Source organism: Pandoraea aquatica (genome assembly GCF_902459565.1).
GTDB lineage: Bacteria > Pseudomonadota > Gammaproteobacteria > Burkholderiales > Burkholderiaceae > Pandoraea > Pandoraea aquatica.
On sequence record NZ_CABPSN010000008.1, the window covers coordinates 181,037 to 199,707 of the forward strand.

The 18,671-nt window shown below is 61.0% G+C and carries 16 protein-coding genes; 13 read left to right on the forward strand and 3 right to left on the reverse strand.

What is annotated here, in order from left to right:
• Window positions 1-10: 10 nt before the first annotated feature.
• Window positions 11-544: a peptide deformylase gene (gene def, locus PAQ31011_RS22255; protein WP_150577876.1), complete on the forward strand. Its 534-nt coding sequence runs from the start codon at window positions 11-13 to the stop codon at window positions 542-544.
• A gap of 132 nt (window positions 545-676) precedes the next feature.
• Here the strand turns inward: def and PAQ31011_RS22260 are convergent, their stop codons facing one another.
• From PAQ31011_RS22260 to map, 3 genes are all read right to left on the reverse strand, one after another.
• Complete coding sequence (locus PAQ31011_RS22260) at window positions 677-2,557, reverse strand: pseudouridine synthase (RefSeq protein WP_150577877.1); 1,881 nt, start codon at window positions 2,555-2,557, stop codon at window positions 677-679.
• Window positions 2,554-5,118 carry a [protein-PII] uridylyltransferase gene (locus tag PAQ31011_RS22265; RefSeq protein ID WP_150577878.1) on the reverse strand — a complete coding sequence of 855 codons (2,565 nt, stop codon included), beginning with the start codon at window positions 5,116-5,118 and terminating at the stop codon, window positions 2,554-2,556. The genes PAQ31011_RS22260 and PAQ31011_RS22265 overlap by 4 nt, the downstream gene beginning before the upstream one ends.
• A 139-nt stretch (window positions 5,119-5,257) precedes the next feature.
• The gene (gene map, locus PAQ31011_RS22270; RefSeq protein WP_150577879.1) at window positions 5,258-6,118 is read right to left on the reverse strand and encodes a type I methionyl aminopeptidase; all 861 of its coding nucleotides are present in this window, start codon (window positions 6,116-6,118) and stop codon (window positions 5,258-5,260) included.
• 493 nt (window positions 6,119-6,611) lie between these two features.
• On the opposite strand from map, the gene rpsB reads away from it, so the two are divergent.
• From rpsB to fabZ, 12 genes are all read left to right on the forward strand, one after another.
• Window positions 6,612-7,361 (forward strand): 30S ribosomal protein S2, encoded by a 750-nt coding sequence (gene rpsB, locus PAQ31011_RS22275; protein ID WP_039398738.1) that lies wholly within the window; start codon window positions 6,612-6,614, stop codon window positions 7,359-7,361.
• A gap of 154 nt (window positions 7,362-7,515) precedes the next feature.
• Complete coding sequence (gene tsf, locus PAQ31011_RS22280; RefSeq protein WP_150577880.1) at window positions 7,516-8,397, forward strand: translation elongation factor Ts; 882 nt, start codon at window positions 7,516-7,518, stop codon at window positions 8,395-8,397.
• A 98-nt stretch (window positions 8,398-8,495) separates the two neighbouring features.
• A complete protein-coding gene (pyrH, locus tag PAQ31011_RS22285; protein WP_039398734.1) occupies window positions 8,496-9,209 on the forward strand; it encodes a UMP kinase in 714 nt (237 codons plus the stop codon).
• 84 nt (window positions 9,210-9,293) lie between these two features.
• Complete coding sequence (gene frr / locus PAQ31011_RS22290; RefSeq protein ID WP_046291782.1) at window positions 9,294-9,854, forward strand: ribosome recycling factor; 561 nt, start codon at window positions 9,294-9,296, stop codon at window positions 9,852-9,854.
• 63 nt (window positions 9,855-9,917) lie between these two features.
• Entirely contained in the window at window positions 9,918-10,700 is a 783-nt protein-coding gene (uppS, locus tag PAQ31011_RS22295) for a polyprenyl diphosphate synthase (protein ID WP_150577881.1), read from the forward strand.
• Window positions 10,700-11,509 carry a phosphatidate cytidylyltransferase gene (locus PAQ31011_RS22300; RefSeq protein ID WP_150577882.1) on the forward strand — a complete coding sequence of 270 codons (810 nt, stop codon included), beginning with the start codon at window positions 10,700-10,702 and terminating at the stop codon, window positions 11,507-11,509. The genes uppS and PAQ31011_RS22300 overlap by 1 nt, the downstream gene beginning before the upstream one ends.
• A 2-nt stretch (window positions 11,510-11,511) precedes the next feature.
• A complete protein-coding gene (gene ispC / locus PAQ31011_RS22305) occupies window positions 11,512-12,711 on the forward strand; it encodes a 1-deoxy-D-xylulose-5-phosphate reductoisomerase (protein ID WP_150577883.1) in 1,200 nt (399 codons plus the stop codon).
• A gap of 42 nt (window positions 12,712-12,753) precedes the next feature.
• Entirely contained in the window at window positions 12,754-14,145 is a 1,392-nt protein-coding gene (gene rseP / locus PAQ31011_RS22310) for an RIP metalloprotease RseP (protein ID WP_150577884.1), read from the forward strand.
• Window positions 14,146-14,219: 74 nt separating this feature from the next.
• Window positions 14,220-16,523 (forward strand): outer membrane protein assembly factor BamA, encoded by a 2,304-nt coding sequence (bamA, locus tag PAQ31011_RS22315; protein ID WP_174990234.1) that lies wholly within the window; start codon window positions 14,220-14,222, stop codon window positions 16,521-16,523.
• A 52-nt stretch (window positions 16,524-16,575) separates the two neighbouring features.
• Window positions 16,576-17,112 (forward strand): OmpH/Skp family outer membrane protein, encoded by a 537-nt coding sequence (locus PAQ31011_RS22320; protein WP_267919674.1) that lies wholly within the window; start codon window positions 16,576-16,578, stop codon window positions 17,110-17,112.
• 41 nt (window positions 17,113-17,153) lie between these two features.
• The gene (gene lpxD, locus PAQ31011_RS22325; RefSeq protein ID WP_150577886.1) at window positions 17,154-18,215 is read left to right on the forward strand and encodes a UDP-3-O-(3-hydroxymyristoyl)glucosamine N-acyltransferase; all 1,062 of its coding nucleotides are present in this window, start codon (window positions 17,154-17,156) and stop codon (window positions 18,213-18,215) included.
• On the forward strand, window positions 18,212-18,670 hold the full coding sequence (fabZ, locus tag PAQ31011_RS22330) for a 3-hydroxyacyl-ACP dehydratase FabZ (protein ID WP_039398720.1): 459 nt from the start codon (window positions 18,212-18,214) through the stop codon (window positions 18,668-18,670). Before lpxD ends, fabZ begins: the two co-directional genes overlap by 4 nt.
• Window position 18,671: the final 1 nt, after the last annotated feature.

Consider the following 18,671-nt stretch of genomic DNA (forward strand, 5'->3'; position numbering starts at 1 on the left):
GACCGAACCGATGATTCGCGACATTCTGAAGATGGGCGATCCGCGCTTGCTGCGTATCGCCAAACCCGTCGAACAGTTCGGCACGCCCGAGTTGGACGAACTGATTGCCGACATGTTCGAGACCATGAGGCATGCAAACGGTGCAGGGCTTGCCGCACCGCAGATCGGTGTCGATCTGCAGGTGGTGATCTTCGGCTTTGAGCACAACGAGCGCTATCCGGACGCGCCGGAAGTGCCGGAAACCGTGCTGATCAACCCGGTCATTACGCCGTTGACGCAGGACATGGAAGAGGGCTGGGAGGGTTGCCTGTCGGTGCCGGGGCTTCGCGGCATGGTCAACCGCTATTCGATGCTGCGCTACGAAGGATTCGACCAGCACGGACACGCCATCGACCGCGTGGCGGAAGGATTTCACGCCCGTGTCGTGCAGCACGAGTGTGACCATCTGATTGGCAAGCTCTATCCCATGCGGATTACCGACTTCAGCAAGTTCGGATTTACCGAGATCCTATTCCCGGGACTCGATCCGAATAGCGACGATTGAGTGTGACGTTGGCGTTGATGCGCTGCTGATCTGCGATTGATGTTTTGCGCCCGCGCTTGCCGGTGACGATACAAAAAAGCCCGCCGTGATGGCGGGCTTTTTCATGGCCGGAGCCGGCGAATCGCCGCCGAATCAGAACCCTTCGCCAGCGCGCAGGTAACGCCATTCGCCCACGGGCAGGTTGCCCAGGGTGATTTGTCCCATGCGCACACGCTTGAGGCCCGTCACGTGCAAGCCGACCAGTTCGCACATGCGGCGAATCTGACGCTTTTTGCCTTCCTTGAGTACGAAGCGAAGTTGCTCCGGATTCTGCCACTCGACCTGTGCGGGCTTGAGCGGTTGATCGTCAAGCTCAAGTCCGTGACGCAGCAGCGCCAGGCGATCGGCCGGGAAGTGCGCCTGCACATTCTGCGAGTGCTCGTTGTACGACACGCGCACGAGATACTCCTTCTCGATATCCGAGTCCTCGCCGATCAATTGCTTGGCGATGCGGCCGTCCTGAGTGAGAACGAGCAGACCCGTGGAGTCGATGTCGAGGCGTCCGGCAGGTGCGAGGCTGCGCAGATGCGACGGCGAGAAGCGCACACCGGCGTCGTCTTCGGCCCAGTGATGTTCGTTGGTCACCAGCACGACAGCGGGATCGTAGCCGTCTTCCGCCTGACCCGAGACGTAACCCACCGGCTTGTGCAGTAGGATCGTGACGCGATTGGCCTGTTCCTTTTGCGCGGCCTGCACGACGGTGATCTCTTGCGTGGGCAGAATCTTCGTGCCCAGTTCTTTCACCACTTTACCGTCGACACGGACCCAGCCCTTGGCGATCCACTCGTCCGCTTCGCGACGCGAGCAAAGACCCAGTTCGGACATCCGCTTGGACAGACGCAGCGAGCCCGCGGCGTCGTTGTGGATCTTGATATCGTCATCATCGTCGCGCTCAGCCCGCGGAGCGCGCGAGGGACGTGCGGCGCGGTTTGCCTGATTGTCGCGATCGTCGCGCGAGAAGCGGCCGCGCGGGGCCCCTTCGTTTGTGCGACGCGGACGGTCCTCATCGAAGCGACGCGGTGCACGGTCATCGACGTCACGCTTGGCAGGACGGGCGAAGTCGCCGCGTGCGCCACCTTCGGTGTTGCGACGCGGACGGTCTTCGTCGAAGCGACGAGGTGCGCGATTATCGAAGTCTCGCTTCACCGGACGGGCGAAGTCGCCACGCGCGCCACCTTCGGTGTTGCGACGAGGACGGTCTTCGTCAAAGCGACGCGGTGCCCGATCATCGAAGTCACGCTTCGGACGTGCGAAGTCGCCACGTGCCGCACCTTCGGTGTTGCGACGCGGACGGTCTTCATCAAAGCGGCGTGGTGCACGATTATCGAAGTCACGCTTCACCGGACGAGCGAAATCGCCACGTGCACCGCCTTCGGTGTTGCGACGCGGACGGTCCTCATCGAAGCGACGCGGTGCACGGTCATCGGCGTCACGCTTGGCAGGACGGGCGAAGTCGCCGCGTGCGCCACCTTCGGTGTTGCGACGCGGGCGGTCTTCGTCGAAGCGACGAGGCGCACGATTGTCGAAGCCACCACGCGCACCACCTTCGGTATTGCGACGCGGACGATCTTCGTCGAAGCGACGCGGTGCGCGATCATCGAAGTCGCGACGTGCGCGGGACTCGTCATCAAAACGGGCCGGGCGTGCCCCGGCAACGCGCTCGCGTTGACCGCGTGCCGGCGGACGTTCGCCCGTCGTACGCTTTTCGTAGGGGGCGCTGCCACCTGCGGGCTTGCGCGGCGTGCTGCCGCTGCCAGCCGGGCGACGGGCGCCACCGGGTGTCGCGTTATTGTCCGCCGGACGCGGCCGGGCCGGTTTTCCGGCAGGCTTCTTCACGCCGCTGGCATCGAGCATCGACGCGGGCACGGACTTGGTCGGACGCTTCAATGCGCCAGCCGAGCGCACAGGGGCGCGCGTCTTGTCGAGGGTGCGGGGGTGTTTGGCGCTCAGTTTGGCGCGCGGGGTATCGCTCATGGTTCCAATGCTTCGAGTAATTCGGTCTCGACAGCAATTTGCAGGCGACTATCCTGCAAGCGGCTGCCGTCGAGCAGAAACGTGTCTTCGACACGTTCGCCGAGGGTATTGATGCGGGCGGTTCGCACGCTGACGCCGTGACGCGCAAGCACGCGAGCGACCGCGTAAAGCAAACCGGTGCGGTCGTTAGCCGACACCGATAGCAGGTAGTACTGGCCACGCTCATCGGGCCGAAGATCGACTCGAGGCGTGACCGGGAAGCTGCGCGAGCGGCGCGGCAGACGCCCCTTGCTCGGTTCTGCCAGAGGCTCTTCCCGTGTGAGCAACGACACCAGTTCGCTTTCCACCAAATTGATGATGTCGCGGTAACTGGTGTCGAGGCCCGGGTCTGTCAGCAAGAAGCTGTCGAGCGCGAAGCCCTGGCTGGTGGTGTGCACTTTGGCGTCAAGAATCGACAGTCCTTTACGCTCGAAGTAGCCACAAATACGCGCGAACAGATCGACCTGGTCGCGCACGTAAACCAACACCTGCAACCCTTCACCGATAGGCGACGGACGCGCCTTCACGATGGGCGATGCGCTGTCGACATGCCGCCACAGATGGCGCGTTTGCCACGCCACGTCCGCCGGGTCGTTGCGCAGAAAATACGCGACGTCCAGCGTGTTCCAGAGCGCTTCCTGCGCGCGCTCCGGTACGGTGTACAGTCGCAGCAGTCCGAGGGCCTCTTCCTTGCGCGTCTTCAGTTGCGCGTGTGGGTCCGGGTTGGCGCCACCCAGCACCTGCAACGTCAGACGATAAAGGTCTTCGAGCAGCTTGCCTTTCCAGGCGTTCCAGACTTTCGGGCTGGTGCCGCGAATGTCTGCCACGGTGAGCAGGTAAAGCGCCGTCAGGCGACGCTCGTTTTCCACCTTTTCCGCAAAACGTCGGATGACTTCCGGATCGGTGGTGTCCTGCTTTTGCGCGACGGTGCTCATCGTCAGATGCTCGCCGACCAGCCAGACGATCAGATCGGTGTCTTCCTTCGAGATGCCGTGACGTGTGCAGAAGGTGCGCGCGTCGACCATGCCGAGCGTCGAGTGGTCACCACCGCGGCCCTTCGCAATATCGTGAAAGAGGGCGGCGATCGTCAGTACCCACGGACGGTCGAAGTTTGCGATCAACTGACTGCAGAACGGATACTCGTGCGTATGCTCCGCGACAGCGAAACGGCGAATATTACGTACGACCATCAGAATGTGCTGATCGACGGTGTACACGTGATACAGGTCGTGCTGCATCTGCCCGACCACGCGACGGAAGTTGATCAGGTATCGGCCCAGCACACTCGTCTGGTTCATCAGGCGCAATGCATGGGTGATGCCCTGCGGCTGCTGCAAGATCTCGAGGAATGTGCGACGGTTCTCGGGGTCCGCACGCCACTGTCCGTTCATGAGTTCGCGAGCGTTGTAGAGCGCCCGCAAGGTCCTGGCGGACAACCCCTTCACGCCGACGACCTGCTCGTACAGCAGGAACGTTTCGAGAATGGCGTTCGGATGACGTGTGTACAGTTCGTCGTCGACGATCTCGATCATCCCTTGCTTCTCGACGAAACGCTCGTTGATCACGCGAGTGACGCCGCTAGTCTGCGGGAACAGCCGGGCTTCGACGTTCAACAGCAACACCGTGTTGAGCTGCGAGACGGCCTTCGCTGCCCAGTAATAGCGCCGCATGAGTTGCTCGCTGGCGCGTTTCGTTGTTGTGGCGTCGAAGCCGAGGCTTTGTGCGAGGGCTGTCTGCAGGTCGAATACCAGCACGTCCTGACGACGGCGTGCCAGCAGATGAAGTCGCGCTCGCAAACCCTTCAGGAATTGCTCGTTTCGGCGCAGCTCCTTGAGTTCCCGGTCAGTCAGCAGATCGCGCGTGGACAGCTCCGCCCAGCTGTTGCCGAGTCCCGCCGCCTTCGTCATCCACAGAATCACTTGCAGGTCGCGCAAGCCGCCCGGGCTTTCCTTGCAGTTCGGCTCCAGGCTGTACGGCGTGTCCTGATACTTCGCGTGGCGCTGACGGATCTCGAGTTGTTTGCTCCGAAAGAACGCGAGCGGGTCGAGGTCGTCGGCGAAACGTTGTTGAAATTCGTCGAACAGTGCCTGATTGCCGGTGAGCAGACGCGCCTCGAGCAGGCTCGTTTGCACGGTAATGTCGGCCTGCGCTTCGGAGATGCACTCGTCGACAGTGCGCACCGACGAACCGATCTCGACGCCGATATCCCAGAGAAATCCGATAAATGGCTCGACGTGTGACGTCAGCGCCTCGCCATCGGTGCCGGAGTGCAGCAGCAGAATGTCCACGTCCGAATACGGGTACAGCTCACCGCGTCCGTAACCGCCGACAGCCACGAGCGCGAAGTCGTCCGGCATCTGGTACTCGGCCCACGCATCGCGCATGGCCTGATCGACGGCGTGGCACAAACCGTGCAGAAGCCCATCGATCTTGCCGTTGGCGGCAAATCTTTCGACGAGTTCGGCCTTGCGGTCCTTGAGGGCCTGACGTAGCGGAGAAGGGGCGTGTGCACGTGCGTGCATGGCGGCTTCCAGGGAGTGGAAAAACGAATCAGGCCCGGAAACACGCTGCGGAGTGCTGCGAAACCGGGCCGGGCGGCCGCCAGAGTAGCGGGCGGCCGGACGTTACTGCTTCGTCGGATTCTGACGGTTCTTAGGCTAATTAAGCTGCGGCGAACGACGTAACGTACGACGAACCCGGGGGCGGTGCTGGCGTCTGGGCCGAATGGGTCAGCACCTCGTGGCCCGTCTCAGTCACCAGCACGGTATGTTCCCACTGCGCCGACAGGCTGCGGTCTCGCGTCTTGACGGTCCACTGATCGGGCATCGTCCGAATTTCGCGCTTGCCAGCGTTGATCATCGGTTCGATGGTGAAGATCATGCCAGCCTGCAATTCCAGGCCGGTGCCCTGACGTCCATAGTGCAGGATTTGCGGGTCTTCATGGAACACCTGACCGATCCCGTGCCCGCAGTATTCACGCACAACGCTGTAGCCCTGCGCCTCGGCGTGCGTCTGGATCGCCTGACCGATGTCGCCAAGACGGGCGCCCGGGCGCACCTGGTTGATGCCGAGCCACATGCACTCATAGGTGACTTGCGCCAGACGCTTGGCCAGGATCGTGCCGTCGCCGACGATGAACATGCGGCTCGTGTCGCCGAAGTAGCCGTCTTTGATGACCGTGATGTCAATGTTCAGCGCGTCGCCGTTTTTGAGGGCCTTGTCGCCGGGAATGCCGTGGCAGATCACGTCGTTGACCGAGATGCAGGTGGCCTTGGGGTAGGGCGGGTAGCCGGGTGGCTGGTAGTTCAGCGGCGCAGGGACAGTGCCCTGTTCCTTGACCATGAATTCGTGGCAGAGGCGGTCGAGCTCCCCGGTGGTGACGCCGGCGCGCACGTGCGGCGTAATGAAATCGAGCACTTCGCTGGCCAGGCGGCAAGCGACGCGCATCATTTCAATGTCGTGGGCATTTTTGAGAGTGATGGCCATTGCGGAATCGGACAAATTGCGGAAACAGTGACGCATTATCGCATCAATGGAGGGTTTTGGCCGGGTTTCGCCCTTGTGTGGCGTGGATTTCGGAGCATTCCGACGGTGAGTTTCCGCAGTTCCGACGGCGTCGTCGGAAGCGGTGCCGAACCGGCCGGTATGCCGCGCAAACCGGGCATTTGCGGTCTGTCATCGCAAGTTCACGAGACCCTTGAGTGATGGCCCGGTGCGATGCTATAATCTCGGGCTAAGTCGAGGACGAGTTGTCAATATGGTCAAGGGTTTCCCCTTGGTTTTTAGTGGGATTCGCCGGAGTTTTGGGGTATTTGGCCCCAAGTTGGTGCCGAAAGGCGCCGAATTCGGTGGTTCGCCAGGCAACGATCGGTCTTCTCGGCTTGGAAATTTTGAAATCGCGGGCCGGCGCACCCAGGGTGCCCGATCTTCGCAGGCGGGTCATGCAAAGCTGTATGGCAGTCTGACGAAACGGGTACGGCAGCCGGTCTAAGACCTAACCCTCACGGAGAATCACATGTCTGTCACGATGCGTCAGATGCTGGAAGCGGGCGTCCACTTTGGTCACCAAACCCGTTTCTGGAACCCCAAGATGGCCCCCTATATCTTCGGCCATCGCAACAAGATTCACATCATCAACCTCGAAAAGACGTTGCCGATGTACCAGGACGCACTGAAGTATGTGCGTCAACTGGCAGCAAACCGCGGCACGATCCTGTTCGTGGGCACGAAGCGTCAAGCGCGTGACATCGTGGCGGAAGCCGCAGCACGTGCCGGTATGCCTTACGTCAACAACCGTTGGCTGGGCGGCATGCTGACGAACTTCAAGACGCTGAAGTCGTCGATCAAGAAGCTCAAGGACATGGAGCAGGCTCTGGAAGCCGGCGAACAAGAGCGCATGAGCAAGAAGGAAGCGCTGCTGTTCGATCGCGAAATGGCCAAGCTGCAAAAGTCGATCGGTGGCGTGAAGGAAATGGGCGGTATGCCCGACGCTATCTTCGTCGTCGACGTCGGCTACCACAAGATCGCCATCACCGAAGCCAACAAGCTGGGCATTCCGGTGATCGCCGTGGTCGATACGAACCACTCGCCGGAAGGTGTGGATTACGTGATCCCGGGTAACGACGACTCGAGCAAGGCTGTCGAGCTGTACGTGCAAGGCGTTGCTGACGCAATCCTCGAAGGCCGTGCAAACGCCGTCAAGGAAGTCGTCGAAGCCGTTCGCGGCGAAGGCGACGAGTTCGTCGAAGTGAACGAAGAGGCGTAAGCGGCCACCGCTGCGTAACAAAAGGGGCTGCTTGTGGCGCCCCTTTTTTTTAGTCTGATTTCCCCGCGTTGGGTGAGTGGGGCGCCAAGGGCGGGCAGTGAGGCCGCTCTTGTGAAACCCTCTCCCGACTGATTCGATATACAGGAGTAACGATATGCCGGCAATTACTGCAGCAATGGTGGGCGAACTGCGCGCCAAGACCGATGCGCCGATGATGGAATGCAAGAAGGCGCTGACCGAAGCCGACGGCGACATGGTTCGTGCTGAAGAAATCCTGCGTGTCAAGCTGGGTAGCAAGGCCAGCAAGGCTGCAAGCCGTATCACGGCTGAAGGCGTGATCGCTGCCTACATCGACGGCGGCAAGGGTGCCGTGGTTGAAATCAACTGCGAAACCGACTTCGTCTCGAAGAACGACGACTTCCTGAAGTTCGCCGATGACCTGGCCAAACTGGTCGCCGAGAACAACCCGGCTGACGTCGCAGCCCTGTCGGCGCTGCCGCTCGACGGCAAGACCGTTGACCAGATCCGTGCCGACCTGATCGGCAAGATCGGTGAAAACATGACGATCCGTCGCTTCCAGCGTTACGAGACGTCGGGCAAGCTCGCATCGTATCTGCACGGCACGCGTATCGGCGTGCTCGTCGAGTACGAAGGTGCCGATGCTGAAGTCGGCAAGAACGTTGCGATGCACATCGCCGCCATGAAGCCGGTCGCCGTGTCGGGCGATCAGGTCGCGGCTGATCTGATCGAGAAGGAACGCAAGGTTGCTGCCGAAAAGGCCGCCGAATCGGGCAAGCCGGCCGAGATCGTCGCCAAGATGGTGGAAGGCAGCGTGCAGAAGTTCCTGAAGGAAGTCTCGCTGTTCAACCAGACGTACGTGAAGGACGACAAGGCAACCGTCGAGCAGATGCTCAAGGCCAACAACACCACGGTCAAGGGCTTCACCATGTTCGTGGTCGGCGAAGGCATCGAGAAGAAGCAGGACGACTTCGCTGCTGAAGTGGCTGCTCAAGTGGCCGCTGCCAAGCAGTCGTAATTCGCGCAGTACCGTAGTATCCGGGGGCGGCGGTGTCGTCCCCGTTGTTTCATCCAGAATACCCCAACAGTGCCCGACCAGACTTCTTAAGGACCGCCATGTCTACTCCTTACAAACGCGTACTTCTCAAGCTCTCTGGTGAAGCCCTCATGGGTGACGACTCGTTCGGTATCAACCGCGCAACCATCGAGCGGATGGTTGGCGACATTGCCGAAGTCGTTCGCCTGGGCACGCAATTGGCCGTCGTGATCGGCGGTGGCAATATCTTCCGGGGTGTGGCAGGTGGTGCCGCAGGTATGGACCGCGCGACGGCCGACTACATGGGCATGCTCGCCACGATGATGAACGCCCTGGCGCTGCAGGATGCAATGCGTCACGCCGGCATCGAAGCGCGTGTGCAATCCGCGCTGCGTATGGATCAGGTCGTTGAACCGTATATCCGCCCCCGCGCGATCCGTCAGCTCGAAGAGGGTAAAGTCGTGATTTTCGCGGCTGGCACGGGCAACCCGTTCTTCACGACTGACACGGCCGCTGCGTTGCGTGGCTCGGAAGTCGGTGCCGAAGTCGTGCTCAAGGCGACCAAGGTCGACGGCGTGTACTCGGCCGACCCGAAGAAGGTCCCGGATGCAGTGAAATACTCGACCATCAGCTTCGACGAGGCGATCTCGAAGAACCTGCAGGTCATGGACGCGACGGCTTTCGCGCTGTGCCGCGATCAGAAGATGCCGGTGCGCGTTTTCTCGATCGTGAAGCCGGGTGCGCTCAAGCACGTCATTCTCGGCGAAGACGAGGGAACGCTCGTCCACGTTTGAGTTCAAATTGCGGCGTCGACGCGTATTGGCGCGTCGACGCCGTATCATTTATGTTTGCGTAACAATTTAGGTTTGGAGGTTGCCATGAGCGTTGCTGACGTCAAGAAGAATGTCGAGCAAAAGATGAAGAGCTCGATCGAGTCGTTCAAGAACAACCTGGCGAAGATTCGTACCGGCCGCGCGCACGTTGGCCTGCTCGATCACGTCCAGGTCGATTATTACGGTTCGATGGTGCCCATCTCTCAAGTTGCCAACGTGAGCCTCGTCGATGCCCGTACGATCGGCGTGCAAGCGTGGGAAAAGAACATGGTCCCCAAGGTCGAAAAGGCCATCCGTGAGTCGGATCTGGGTCTGAACCCGGCGACGCAGGGTGATCTGATTCGTGTGCCGATGCCCCAACTGACCGAAGAGCGCCGTCGTGAAATGACGAAGCTGGTCAAGTCGGAAGGCGAAAATGCCAAGGTTGCCGTGCGCAACCTGCGTCGCGACGCCAACGAGCAGCTCAAGAAGCTGGTGAAGGACAAGGAAATTTCGGAAGACGACGAGCGCCGTGGTGGCGACGATGTCCAGAAGTTCACCGACAAGTTCGTCGCCGAAATCGACGAGCTGGTGAAGCAGAAGGACGCTGAGATCATGACGGTTTAAGTGCCACGGCACTTACCGCTCAATCTCCGCAGACTTTCGCGCCCGACTCCGCGCCGTAACTCAATGGGTTTTCTCAGCTCTACGCTTTCTGCTCCTGAGACAGCGAGCATTCCGCGCCACGTTGCCATCGTCATGGACGGCAACGGGCGTTGGGCTACCAGTCGTAAATTGCCTCGCGTTGCGGGGCACAAGCGTGGTGTTGACGCCGTGCGTGAAGCGGTGACGGCATGTGCCGAGCTTGGCGTCGAGTATCTGACCCTGTTCGCGTTCAGTTCCGAGAACTGGCGTCGTCCACAGGATGAAGTCTCGACGCTGATGCAGCTTTTCATCCTTGCGCTTGAGCGCGAGGTCGGGAAGTTGCACAGCAACGGCATCCGTCTTCGCGTCATTGGTGCGCTCGAAGCGTTCGAGCCGCGCATTCAGGAACTCGTCCGACGTGCGGAAGAGCGTACGCAGGACAACAAAGGTCTCACTCTGACCATCGCCGCTAATTATGGCGGGCGGTGGGATATTCTCCAGGCTGCGCAGAAGCTTGCCGCTGCGCGTGTCGCGCAGGGCGGGGCTGCGGCGCTCGATGCATCGTTTTCGGAAGACGATCTCGCGCCCTACCTGAGCATGGCCTACGCGCCGGAGCCGGATCTCTTTATCCGCACCGGTGGCGATCAACGCGTCAGTAATTTTCTGCTTTGGCAACTGGCGTACACTGAACTGTATTTCACCGAAGAATTCTGGCCGGACTTCAACGCCAATACGCTTAAGCGGGCGGTCGCCGAGTTTCAGCAGCGCGAACGCCGTTTTGGCCGTACCAGCGCGCAAGTCCAGAACCCCTCGGGACAATCCGCCTGATGCTCAAGACACGCGTCATTACCGCTGTCGTACTTCTCGCCATTCTTTTGCCCGTGATCTTCGTCGGTACGCCGGCGCAGTTCGCGTTGCTCGCGGCCGTGATCGTTGCGGCTGCCGGGTGGGAGTGGGGGCGGCTGGTCGGCTTGAACGGCACGGGCGCCGTCTTTTATGGTGCGCTGGCACTGCTGGGTGTCGGGTTGACCTGGGCGGGCGGCTGGACGTTGTCGTCGATCTGGCTCAAACCGGCCGCCATCTTCTGGATTCTCGCCGGACCCTACACCCTTGCACGTAAGCCCGCGACGCAAGGTGCGTGGCGCGGTCTGTTGCTGGTGGCCGGTCCGGTATTGCTCATTGCTGCCTGGCAGGCGCTTTGTCTCGCACGTGAGCGCGGCGTGGCGTTCCTCCTGTCGGTGCTCGTTATTGTCTGGCTTGCCGACACGGGGGCCTACTTTGCCGGGCGGGCTTTCGGCAAACGCAAGCTTGCGCCGTCCATCAGCCCCGGAAAGTCGTGGGAAGGTGCCATTGGCGGCTGGCTGCTGGTACTCGTGATTGCTGCGGCAGTGCTCGCCAGCGGATTGCAGGCACCGACCATCGTTTCTCATCTCGCCAGCACGTTGGGCCTCGCACTCGGCGCATTGGCGCTGACCGTGCTGGTGGCTTTCTCGGTTGTGGGCGATCTGTTCGAATCTCAACTCAAGCGGCAAGCCGGCGTGAAGGATTCCAGCGCGCTGCTGCCCGGTCATGGCGGCGTGCTCGATCGAATCGACGCGCTGCTCCCGGTGCTCCCGCTGGCTATGCTCTTCGTCTGATCATGTCGCAACGTCTTTCCATTCTCGGCTCCACTGGCTCCATCGGCGTTAGCACGCTCGATGTCGTGGGGCGTCATCCGGATCGCTTCTCGGTCTACGCGCTGTCGGCGCACCGTAATCTCGATCGTCTTTTTGAGCAGTGCGTTGCCCATCGTCCGCAAGTGGCGGTCGTGGCCGATGCCGATGGCGCACGCACGCTGTCGGCACGTCTGGCCGAGGCGGGCCTGAAGATCGACGTGACATACGGTCCGCAAGCGCTCATCGAAATCGCCGAGGCTGGCGAGGTCACGATGGTCGTGGCGGCCATCGTGGGTGCGGCCGGTCTGCAATCGACCCTTGCCGCAGCGCGCGCCGGTAAGCGCATTCTGCTCGCGAACAAAGAGTCGCTGGTGCTTTCCGGTGCGTTGTTCATGGCGACGGCCGAACGCGCGGGTGCCACGCTGCTGCCGCTCGATAGCGAACACAACGCCATTTTCCAGTGCTTGCCGCAAGTGGCTGGCGAGAGCCGTATTTCGACGCGTGGCGTCGAGAAGCTGGTGCTGACCGCTTCGGGCGGTCCTTTCCGCGAGCGCGAACTGGCGTCGCTCGAGAATGTGACGCCGGATGAGGCATGCGCGCATCCGAACTGGGTGATGGGGCGCAAGATCTCGGTGGATTCGGCGAGCATGATGAACAAGGGCCTTGAGGTCATCGAGGCCCACTGGCTGTTCAATATGCCGCCGGAAAAGATCGAGGTGCTGATCCATCCGCAGAGCGTGATTCATTCGATGGTCACGTACACCGATGGCTCGACGCTGGCGCAACTCGGCAACCCCGATATGCGCACGCCGATTGCTCATGCGCTGGCGTTTCCCGACCGGGTGACGTCAGGCGTTGCCGGTCTGAATCTCGCGGACATTGGCAAGCTGACGTTCGAAGCGCCGGATCTGCGTCGTTTCCCCTGTCTGCGTCTGGCGTTCGATACGCTGCATCGCGGCGGCACAGCGGGTGCTTTGCTCAATGCATCTAACGAAGTGGCCGTGGCGGCGTTCCTTGAAGGACGCATCCGTTTCACCGCGATTGCCCAGGTGGTCGAGCGCGTGCTCGACACGGTCGCAGTGGGTGAGGCCACCTCGCTCGAGGTCGTGCTTGACGCCGATCGTCGTGCCCGCGAACTGGCGACGGAGATCGTTGCCGGTTTGCCTGCACCAGCGCGTTCCTGACGCCGCTGCCCATGTCGTAATTTCCCCGGGGCTCGTTCGCTCATGAATCTGCTGACCACGTTGCTAGCGTTCGCCTTCGCCATTGGTGTTCTGGTGGTGTTCCATGAGTTGGGCCACTACACGGTCGCAAAGCTTTGCGGCGTGAAGGTTCTGCGATTCTCCGTGGGCTTCGGGACGCCGCTCCTCAAGTGGACGATGGGGCGGGACCGGACCGAATGGACGGTCTGCGCACTGCCGCTCGGCGGTTACGTCCGCATGCTCGACGAGCGCGACGAAACGCAGATCGTGGCACCCGAAGACCGGGCGCGCGCGTTCAATCAAAAGTCCGTCTACAAGCGCTTCGCTATCGTGGCGGCCGGTCCGGTCGCCAACTTCCTCCTTGCCATTGCCCTTTATGCGAGCCTGAATCTGGCTGGTGTGACGGAGCCTGTTGCGCGCATCGCGCCGCCGGCGGCTGGCACGCTCGCGGCCCGTGCAGGGTTGGCGGGTGGCGAACTGATCACCGGGGTGCGCGAAAACGGCAGAAATCCCGATGAGGCGGTCGGGGAGGAAGTGGCCGTGCGTTCCTGGGAAGATCTTCGTTGGCGTCTTGTCGACCCGATGATCGAAGGGCAGCGTGTGACGCTAGTGGCGCGCACGCGCGATGGCCGTGCGGAATACACGCTAGACGCGGCCGGGCAGCATTTCGATGCGGACGGCGAGCAGGACTTCATGCAGCGTCTGGGCCTGGTGCCCTCGGCGCGCGTCAAGGTGGGGCAGATCATCGCGGGCGGTGCTGCGGGACTCGCCGGGTTGCGTGTGGGCGACGAGATTACGGCGGTGGATGGCACGCCCGTGACCTCGGCCAAGGCGCTCGTGGACGCCGTTCGCGCCCACCCTGGCAAGCCGATGACCCTGACGGTGCGTCGGGACGGCAGTCCTCGAAACGTCACGCTGACGCCTAATGTAGAAGTCGATTCGGCAACGGCGGGTGGCGAGCGCGTGGGCAAGATCGGTGCGGCGCTGGCCAGCCAGGTCGATTCGGTGACAGTCCGCTATGGACTGTTCGAGGCGATCGGCCGTGGGGCGCAGCGCACGTGGGACGTGACGGCGTTCAGCGTGCGCATGTTTGGGAAGATGATCACTGGGCAGGCATCGCTCAAGAATCTGAGCGGTCCGGTGACGATTGCGGATTACGCGGGGCGTTCGGCTCGGCTCGGTCTGGATTATTTCATCGCCTTTCTGGCGCTTGTCAGCATTAGCCTCGGCGTATTGAATCTATTGCCGATTCCGGTTTTGGACGGTGGCTATCTGTTATATTATGCGGTCGAAGCGATTACCGGTCGGGCAGTTTCCGAACGGTGGCAGGGCGCGCTGCAACGAGTGGGCATCGTTTGCATCCTTGCGCTCTCTGCCGTAGCACTTTTCAACGACCTGTCGAAGTTGTTGCACTAGGACAGCGTCACGTGCCTGCCGGTCGCAGGCAAATCCGAGTTTTTTACGATTCAATTGTTTCTTGGGGAAGCAAGTTGTCGAATAAATACCACCTTGTTCCGAAGACCCTGGTGATTGCGGTTCTGGCGGCACACAGTTTCCTGGCACGGGCCGTCGAGCCGTTTGTGGTCAAGGATATCCGAGTGGAGGGCTTGCAGCGTATTGAACCCGGTACCGTTTTCTCGTACCTGCCGGTCAAACCCGGTGACAAGTTCAACGATGATAAGGGCACCGAAGCAATTCGTGCCCTTTATGCCACGGGCCTGTTCTCGGACGTGAGCGTTGAAGCGCAGGGCAGCGTGCTGGTGGTGCACGTCAACGAGCGTCCCGCAATTGCTTCCATCGACTTCCTCGGCATCAAGGAATTCGACAAAGACGGTCTGAAGAAGGCACTGCGCTCGGTCGGCCTGACCGAAGGTCGCACCTTCGACCGCAACCTGCTCGACAAGTCCGAGCAAGAACTTAAGCGTCAATACCTTACGCGCGGTTACTACGCTGCCGAGGTCAAGACGACGATCACGCCGCTCGAGCGCAATCGCGTGGGCATCCAGTTCGCCGTGACTGAAGGCCCCAAGGCGACCATTCAGCAGATCAACTTCGTGGGCAACAAGGCCTTCTCGTCGTCGGACCTGACGGCCGAGATGGAACTGGGCACGCCGAACTGGTTGTCGTGGTATTCGAAGAACGACCTGTACTCGAAGGACAAGCTCACGGGCGATCTGGAAAAGCTGCGTTCGTTCTATCTGAACCGCGGTTATCTGGAATTCAACATCGACTCCACCGACGTCTCGATCACGCCGGACAAGGACGAGATGTTCCTTACGATCAACATCCACGAAGGCGAGCCGTACAAGGTGTCGGACGTCAAGCTGACGGGCGAAATGCTCGGCAAGCAGGACGACATCCAGAAGCTCGTGCAACTCAAGGCCGGCGACACCTTCTCGGCAGCCAAGCTTCAGGCGAGCACGAAGGCGATCTCCGATCTGTTGGGTAACTACGGATTCGCGTTTGCGAACGTGAACGCCCAGCCGAACATCGACCGCAGCAACCACACCGTTGCGCTCAATCTGACGATCGATCCGGGCCGTCGTGTGTACGTGCGCAAGATCAACATCGTGGGCAACTCGCGTACGCGTGACGAAGTGATTCGCCGCGAACTGCGTCAGCTCGAAAGCTCGTGGTACGACGCCGACCGCCTGAAGCTGTCGCAAGACCGTATCAACCGTCTGGGCTACTTCACGGATGTGAACGTGACGACCGAGCCGGTGGCCGGTTCGAACGATCAGGTCGACCTTCAGGTGAAGGTGGAAGAAAAGCCGACCGGTACGATCAACGTCGGTGCCGGTTTCTCCTCGACCGACAAGGTGGTGTTGCAGGCCGGTATCAGCCAGGACAACGTGTTCGGCTCGGGCACGTCGCTGTCCGTGAACGTGAATACCGGTAAGACGTACCGTACGTTGGCCGTGACGCAAGTCGACCCGTACTTCACGGTGGACGGTGTGAGCCGTATTACCGACATCTACTACCGTACGTATCAGCCGCTGCTGCTGACGAGCGATTCGGATTTCCGTATCAATACGCTCGGCGGCAACCTGAAGTTCGGCGTGCCGTTCTCGGAAGTCGACACGGTCTTCTTCGGTCTGGGCTTCGAACAAACGCGTCTGCACCTGACGAGCGACGGCACGACGCCGCAACGCTACATCGACTACGCAAACCAGTTCGGTTACGTCAGCAACAACTATCCGCTGACGGTGGGCTGGTCGCGCGACTCGCGTGACAGCGCGCTGATCCCGAACCGCGGTCACTACCAACAGGCCAACATCGAAATCGGCACGCCGATCGGAACGACCAAGTACTTCCGTGCGTATTACCAGCACCAGTACTACTACCCGGTGAGCCGCGGCTTCACGCTGGCGCTGAATGGTGAAGTCGGCTACGGCCACGGTATGGGCGGTCAGCCGTTCCCGATTTTCAAGAACTACTTCGCGGGTGGTATCGGTTCGGTGCGTGGTTATGAGCCGAGCTCGCTGGGTCCGAAGGACACCAACGGCGAACCGCTGGGGGGGGCATCGAAGCTGATCGGTAACGTCGAACTGACGTTCCCGCTGCCGGGCACGGGTTACGATCGTACGCTGCGTATCTTTACGTTCTTCGACGGCGGTAACGTGTTCGATAACGGCCAGGCGATTACCTTCAATAACCTGCGCTATTCTTACGGTTTCGGTCTGTCGTGGATTTCGCCGATTGGCCCGCTCAAGCTCTCGATGGGCTTCCCGCTCGTCAAGAAGACGGGCGACCAGTATCAGAAATTCCAGTTCCAGGTCGGTACGTCGTTCTAACGACGGCAGATCGACCGGTTCCGAACGTTTCATCGTTGTAAGGGGTAATACATTGAACGGTATCCGTAAGCATTGCCTTCGCGGCGTCGCCGCGGCGTTGCTGGCCGGTGCGGCCTTTGCCGCCACGGCCCAGGATGCGCGCATCGCCGCTGTGAATTCGGATCGCATTTTGCGCGATTCCACGCCGGCCAAGGCCGCACAAGCCAAACTTGAAGCCGAGTTCTCCACGCGAGACAAGGCGCTGCAAGACATGGCCCAACGTCTCAAGGCGATGTCGGACAAGCTCGACAAGGACAATCCGACGTTGAGCGACGCCGAGCGCGCCAAGCGTCAGCGTGATCTGGCTGCTGCCGACACCGAATTTCAGCGCAAGCAGCGCGAGTTCCGTGAAGACCTGAACCAGCGTCGTAACGAAGAGCTTGCGGCCGTGCTCGATCGCGCGAACCGTGTGATCAAGCAGATTGCCGAAACGGACAAGTACGATCTGATCGTGCAGGAAGCGGTCTACGTCAGCCCGCGTATCGACATTACGGACAAGGTGCTCAAGACGCTGAACGCAAGTTCGGGTGGCGGCACCAGCGGCAAGTGACGGGCGGGCATTCCATGTCGGGATCGTCGTCCACACCCTCCATGCCATCCGTTTCGCTAGCCCAGTTGGTCGCGCGCTTTGGCGGCGACCTGGTGGGTGATGGCAACGTTGCCGTCGAAGGCCTGGCACCGCTCGATCGCGCGGGTGCAAAGCAACTGGCCTTCCTGTCCAATCCGCTTTATCTCGCAGAAGTGCCCAATTCGGGCGCGGCTGCCGTCATTCTCTCCAAAGCCGACTTCGACAAGCTGCCTTCGCATGAAGGTCGTGCGTGGATCGTCGCGCCGAATCCGTACGCGTACTTCGCCCGTGTGGCGCAGATGTTCGCTAACGCGGCGACACCGGTGCCGCCTGCTGGCGTCCATCCGAGTGCCGTCGTCGATGCGTCTGCCGTCGTGCCGGCCTCGTGTGTGATCGGACCGAACGTCGTGATTGAAGCGGGTGTGCGTCTGGGCGAGCGTGTCCGTCTGATGGCGAACGTGTTCGTTGGCCGGGGCACGACGCTGGGTGACGATGTGCTCGTCTATCCGAATGCCACGCTGTATCACACGAGTGTGATTGGCGCGCGTTGCGTGATTCACGCAGGCACTGTGATCGGTTCGGACGGTTTTGGTTTTGCCCCCGATTTCTCCGCGACGGGCGGTGAGTGGGTGAAGATTCCGCAGGTGGGGCGTGCGGTGATCGAAGACGACGTCGAGATCGGCGCGTCCACGACCATCGACCGCGGCGCCATGGCGGATACCGTCATCGAGCGCGGCTGCAAGATCGACAATCAGGTGCAGATCGCGCACAACGTGCGTGTCGGTGCCTTTACGGTGATTGCGGCTTGCACCGGTATTGCCGGTAGCAGCACGATCGGAAAATTCTGCATGCTGGGCGGTAACGTCGGTATTGCCGGCCATGTGACGCTTGGCGACAAGGTCATCGTGACGGCAAAGTCGGGGGTGTCGAAATCGATTCCCGGGCCGGGCACTTACACCAGCGCATTTCCGGCGATCCCGAACGCCGAATGGAATAAAAACGCGGCGATCATGCGCAATCTGGACAAGATGCGCGACCGCGTGCGTCAACTTGAAGCGAAGGTCAAGGACCTGCAAGACAAATGAGCGAGACCACTATTACTATCGACATCCACAAGATCATGAAGCTGCTGCCGCATCGGTATCCGATGCTGATGGTGGATCGCGTGATCGGACTGGAGCCGCACAAGAACATCAAGGTCATCAAGAACGTCACGATCAATGAGCCGTACTTCACCGGCCATTACCCGCAGCGTCCGGTGATGCCGGGTGTGCTGATCGTTGAAGCGTTGGCGCAGGCCGCAGCGTTGCTCACCTTCTCGGAAGAGGCGGTGCACGACGAAAACACGCTCTACTATTTCGTGGGTATCGAGAACGTACGCTTCAAGCGTCCGGTCGAACCGGGTGATCAGCTCATTCTCTCGGTCGACTTCATTAGCCACAAGCGCGGCTTTTATAAGTTCAAGGGTGAGGCAACGGTGGACGGCAAGCTGGCTGCCGAAGCCGAGTTCATGTGCATGGTCAAGAAGAACGGCGAATAAC